Source organism: Streptomyces sp. NPDC058576 (assembly GCF_042718715.1).
GTDB lineage: Bacteria > Actinomycetota > Actinomycetes > Streptomycetales > Streptomycetaceae > Streptomyces.
Window position 1 is genome coordinate 1 of record NZ_JBHXPF010000112.1, and the last position, 4,655, is coordinate 4,655.

General features: G+C 73.2%; 5 protein-coding genes. 3 read left to right on the forward strand and 2 right to left on the reverse strand.

What is annotated here, in order from left to right; all coding sequences use genetic code 11:
- Positions 1–516: 516 nt before the first annotated feature.
- Entirely contained in the window at positions 517–2,070 is a 1,554-nt protein-coding gene (locus tag ACFWRV_RS36050) for a DUF3152 domain-containing protein (protein ID WP_384340365.1), read from the reverse strand.
- An 8-nt stretch (positions 2,071–2,078) separates the two neighbouring features.
- Positions 2,079–3,044 carry an alpha/beta fold hydrolase gene (locus ACFWRV_RS36055; protein WP_384340367.1) on the reverse strand — a complete coding sequence of 322 codons (966 nt, stop codon included), beginning with the start codon at positions 3,042–3,044 and terminating at the stop codon, positions 2,079–2,081.
- A gap of 112 nt (positions 3,045–3,156) precedes the next feature.
- Here ACFWRV_RS36055 and ACFWRV_RS36060 point away from each other — a divergent pair, with 112 nt between their 5' ends.
- The 3 genes from ACFWRV_RS36060 to ACFWRV_RS36070 all read left to right on the forward strand — a co-directional run bounded on the left by ACFWRV_RS36060 (position 3,157) and on the right by ACFWRV_RS36070 (position 4,549).
- Positions 3,157–3,372 carry a hypothetical protein gene (locus tag ACFWRV_RS36060; protein ID WP_384340369.1) on the forward strand — a complete coding sequence of 72 codons (216 nt, stop codon included), beginning with the start codon at positions 3,157–3,159 and terminating at the stop codon, positions 3,370–3,372.
- Between the two features lie 167 nt (positions 3,373–3,539).
- Positions 3,540–4,181 carry a TetR/AcrR family transcriptional regulator gene (locus ACFWRV_RS36065; protein ID WP_010061601.1) on the forward strand — a complete coding sequence of 214 codons (642 nt, stop codon included), beginning with the start codon at positions 3,540–3,542 and terminating at the stop codon, positions 4,179–4,181.
- A gap of 140 nt (positions 4,182–4,321) precedes the next feature.
- Complete coding sequence (locus ACFWRV_RS36070; protein ID WP_010061602.1) at positions 4,322–4,549, forward strand: DUF3107 domain-containing protein; 228 nt, start codon at positions 4,322–4,324, stop codon at positions 4,547–4,549.
- Positions 4,550–4,655: the final 106 nt, after the last annotated feature.

Here is a 4,655-nt window from a genome sequence, read left to right on the forward strand (position 1 = left end):
GGTTTACCCTCCCCACCCCCATAACACCCCCCCGCTCTCCGGGGGGGGGGGGCGCTTTTTTACCGGGCCCCCCGCGGGGCCCCTCCTTCATGGGTTGCGGGGGGGGGGGCGGGGGGGGTTCCCCCCCCCCACCACCGAAAGGGGTGAACCGTCGTAACTTTCCCGCCCCGGTCGCGTTCCGTCGCGATACAGCGGTCGGTTGTCACGGAGGGTCAGGCCCGGGCCAGCTCCCTGCGGGCTGTCCCGCGGGCCGCCGCGAGCGCCGGGTCGAGGGCGGGCACGGCCGCCGGCAGCGGCCGGCGCGCGGGCGATCCCGATACGCCGGCGCTGTCAGCGGCTCCTTCTCCGACAGCGCGCCGATCTCCCTGCCCCCCGTGGCGGAGGCGGTCGGCCGTCGGGGTCGAGCAGCCGCCGGAGAAGCATCCGGCCCAGGGCGGTCGTGCCGCCGCCGCTCGACCGCCCCGACCGCTGTCAGAGCGGGGATGGGACGGCCGCCTCAGGATATGGCCGGCCAGCTCAACTCTCGGGGTACACCCAGGGGTTGGCCTTGCACTTGATGCCTTCGAGCTCAAGGGTCTTGGTCTGCTGCTGCATCACCGGGGCCAGGGCGCCGGGCGTGCGGCAGCTCACATGGTTGTACCCGAGCCGGTGGCCCACCTCGTGGTTGATGAGCATCTGACGGTAGGACAGCATCTTGTCCGGGCCGAAGGTGACGGCGCCCTGCGCCCAGCGGTAGGCGTTGATCATGACGCGGTCGGTCGAGGCGGAGTCACAGGACACGTTGTCGACCGTGGTGTCCAGACCGGACTTGGCACACCAGTCGCCGGTGGTCCCGGGACTGGCGAGGGTGATCACGAAATCCGGGTCCCCCGAGGAGACGCGCTCGAAGGTCATCGCCCCGTTGTGCGCCCAGCTCCGGTCGTCGTTGAGCGTCTTCTGCACGGCTTCGGCGAACAGGCCGGCGTCGAGGCCGAGCCCCTTCTCCACATCGATCCGGTAGCTGTGCTTCTGCCCCTTCCCGGGGGCCTTCGCCAGACCGGGCACCGCCTCGAACTCACCGCTCGCCTTCAGATCGGCGGCGAGCGGATACGGCTGGGCCATCTTGGCCGCGTACGAGAGGGGTTTGACCTCGGGCTTCGACGGGGGCTGCTTCGGGGTCGGGCGGGCGTCGGAGCGGGAGGCCTCGTCGCCGAGACCCTGCCGCTCCACCTCGGCGGCGCGCGCGGCGGCCGCACGACCGCCGGAGTCCTCGGCGACCTGTCCGGCCACCACGACCGCGAGCACGGTGGTCACCGCGGCGGCGGCGATCCCGGTGAACGTCCGCCCCTTGCCGCCCCGGTTCGCGGAGCGTTCGTCCGGATCCCCGGTCTCGGCGTCGGCCTCGTCGACGCCGTCCGAGCCGTCCGGCGGGCCTGGCGGCGTCGCAGCGGGGGCGCTCGGCGGGGCGTCCGTGTCGAAGGCCTCCAGGAACTCCCGGCGCGGGCCCGGGACCGGGGAGCCGTCGAGCGTCGGCTGCTGTGCCGCCCGGCCGTCCGCGGCGCGCTGGGCCGCGCGCTGGGCGGACACCTGGCGGGCCACGGCCTGCTGCCGCGCGTCGGTGTCCTGAGGTCCGGTGGGCCCGGCGGACCCGCCGGGATACGGCCGGGCATCGCCGGTCCGGCTGTCCGGGCCCGGGTGGGGCGCCTGCGGATGAGGGGCGTTGTGGGTCGCGGGTGCACCGTGCCCCTGTCCGTAGCGGGGCTGTGGGCCGGTGCTCCAGCCCTCTCCCTGGTCGTGCTGGGACCCCGGGCCCCGGCCGCCCTGCCGGCGCTGCGGTCCGGCGCCCCAGCCGCCGCCCTGCTCGCGCTGTTCGGGGTGGCCGCCGCGCACCTGCGGGGCGTCGGCGGAGAACGGGCCCTGCCCATCACCGGTCAGCGGGGAGAACAGGTTCCGCCCGTCACCGGTCGGTGCGGGCGCGGTCCGCCTGCGCCGGCCGCCGGAGGCGGGCCTCGCCGCGGCGCGCTCGCCGTCCGGTTCCGCCGCTGCCGCGTCGGGGCGGATCGCCCCGCCCTTTCGACTGTGTCGTCCCACGCCCCGGATCAGCTCCCGCCGCTATCGTCCAGCAGTTCCCGGAACGCCTGGGCGACCGCCTCCGGGTACTCCATCATCGCCACGTGCCCCGCGTCGGGCAGCGTCAGCAGCCGGGCGTCGCGGAAGGCCGCGGACGCCCTGCGTGCCATCCGGTACGAGACGAGCTGGTCCCGTCCGCCGTACACGAGCTGGGTCGGTGCGAGCACCCGCTCGGCCTGGCGCCACAGTCCGTGCTGGCCGCCCAGGGTGTACGCATCGACGATGCCCCGGGCCGAACGCGTCATCGCGTCCCAGAAGTACGGCAGCTCCAGCCGTCGCTCCATCTCGGCCACCGCGTTGCGGAAGGCTTCGTCGGAGACTTGTGCCGGATCGCCGTAACAGAGTGCCATGACTCCGCGGGTCCGCTGCTCCGCCGTCCAGCCCTTCGTGAGCCGGGCGAACAGGGGAGCGACCCCCGGCACCGCCAAGAGACCGGTCGGGACGGCGGGTCGCTGCACCCGCCACTCCGGCAGCGCGGGCGAGATCAGGGTGAGGGTGCGCACCAGGTCGGGGCGGACCGCGGCGACCCGGGTGGCGACCGCGCCGCCCAGCGAATTGCCGAAGAGGTGGACAGGTCCCCGCTCCTCCGCGTCCAGCAGCCGGATCACCGCGCGAGCGTGTCCGGTGACCGAGTAATCACCGTCGTCCGGCGGCGGCGAGTCCCCGAAACCGGGCAGGTCGACGGCCTCTCCGTCGAGCAGGTCGGACAGCAGCGGCATCAGCGCGGACCAGTTCTGCGACGATCCGCCGAGCCCGTGCACGTACAGCGCGGAGGGCAGTCCGGTCCGGTCTCCCGGCCGGCAGCGGACGTTCAGACCGATCCCCGGCAAGGACACGGAGCGCAGCCGTTCGCCGTCGGCGACCCGGACGGCACTGACCGTGGGGGCCACCGCGGCGGCGGCGGCCTGGATACCCGGCAGCTCGGTCGAAGACATGCGCCAATGTTACGAGACGATCACGCACTGATTCGTGTGTTCGCCGTCACAAGGCCGCCACGCGGAACGGTCAGCCACCGCCTAGGCTTCATGGGAAGGAAGGGAGCCGCACATGACGGTCGATCCGAGCGACCCGGACACCTTCGAGAGCGCGCAGCCGGACGCACCGGGACCGGAGGCCCCGGAGGCCGACGCCGCCGAGCAGCGGGCGGACGTCCGGCCCGAGGGCGACGAGCGGGCGGAGAGCGTCGACCCGGCCGCCGCCAATGAGGCCGATGTGGCGGAGCAGCGCAGGGCGATCCCCCTCGACGAGGACGATTACCGCTGATACGCCCCGGTTTACTCGCGACCGCAGGCAACTGTGACTTCCACAGCAGTCCGGTCCGTGAAATTCTGCGTCCGCGCCGCGCACACCACGGTTACCCAAAAGTACGATGGCTGTACGGCGCAGCCTGCACGGACCGGCTGTGCTGGAACACATATTTGGGAGGCGGCGTGACAGCCATCGAGCAGACAGAGGCGGCGCGCCCTCGGGGCACCCGCCTGCCCCGCCGCGCCCGACGCAATCAGCTGCTGGGCGCCGCACAGGAGGTCTTCGTCGCGCAGGGCTACCACTCCGCCGCGATGGACGACATCGCCGAGCGGGCCGGAGTCAGCAAGCCGGTGCTCTACCAGCACTTCCCCGGGAAGCTGGAGCTCTATCTGGCCCTCCTCGACCAGCACTGCGAGTCGCTGCTCCAGGCCGTGCGCACGGCGCTCGCCTCGACGACGGACAACAAGCTGCGCGTCGAGGCGACGATGGACGCCTACTTCGCGTACGTGGAGGACGAGGGCGGCGCGTTCCGGCTGGTCTTCGAGTCCGACCTGACCAACGAGCCCGCCGTGCGCGAGCGGGTGGACCGGGTGTCCCTCCAGTGCGCCGAGGCCATCTCCGACGTGATCGCCGGGGACACGGGCCTGTCCAAGGACGAGTCCATGCTGCTGGCGGTGGGGCTGGGCGGTGTCTCCCAGGTGGTGGCCCGCTACTGGCTCTCCAGCCGGTCCGCCATCCCCCGCGACACGGCCGTGCAGCTCCTCACCTCGCTGGCCTGGCGGGGCATCGCGGGCTTCCCGCTGCACGGTGTCGAGCAGCACTGAGCCCTCCGTGACGGGACGCCTGACGCCGTGTTCGCTGCGGGCGTTGCCGGTCGGGCCCTGAGCGCCGCTCCCGCCGGGCTAATGTGGCTGCGTACGGCGCGGTTCGCCGCGCAAGGACTGACCGTCGGAGGGACATAGCCGTGGAGGTCAAGATCGGGGTACAGCACACGCCCCGCGAGATCGTTCTGGAGAGCGGGCTTTCCGCCGAGGACGTCGAGAGCGCGGTCGCCGCGGCACTGGGCGGCAAGGCGGAGCTGCTCAGCCTCACGGACGACAAGGGCCGCAAGGTCCTGGTGCCGGCCGACCGGATCGCGTATGTGGAGATCGGTGAGCCGACCACCCGACGGGTGGGGTTCGGGGCGCTGTAGTCCATCGGACGCGTTGATCACCGGAGCGGGGCCGGGGGGGGTTTTACGCCGGGGGGCGCCGGTGGGGGGTGGGGGGGCGCCGCCCGGGTGCCCGACGGGGGGGGAC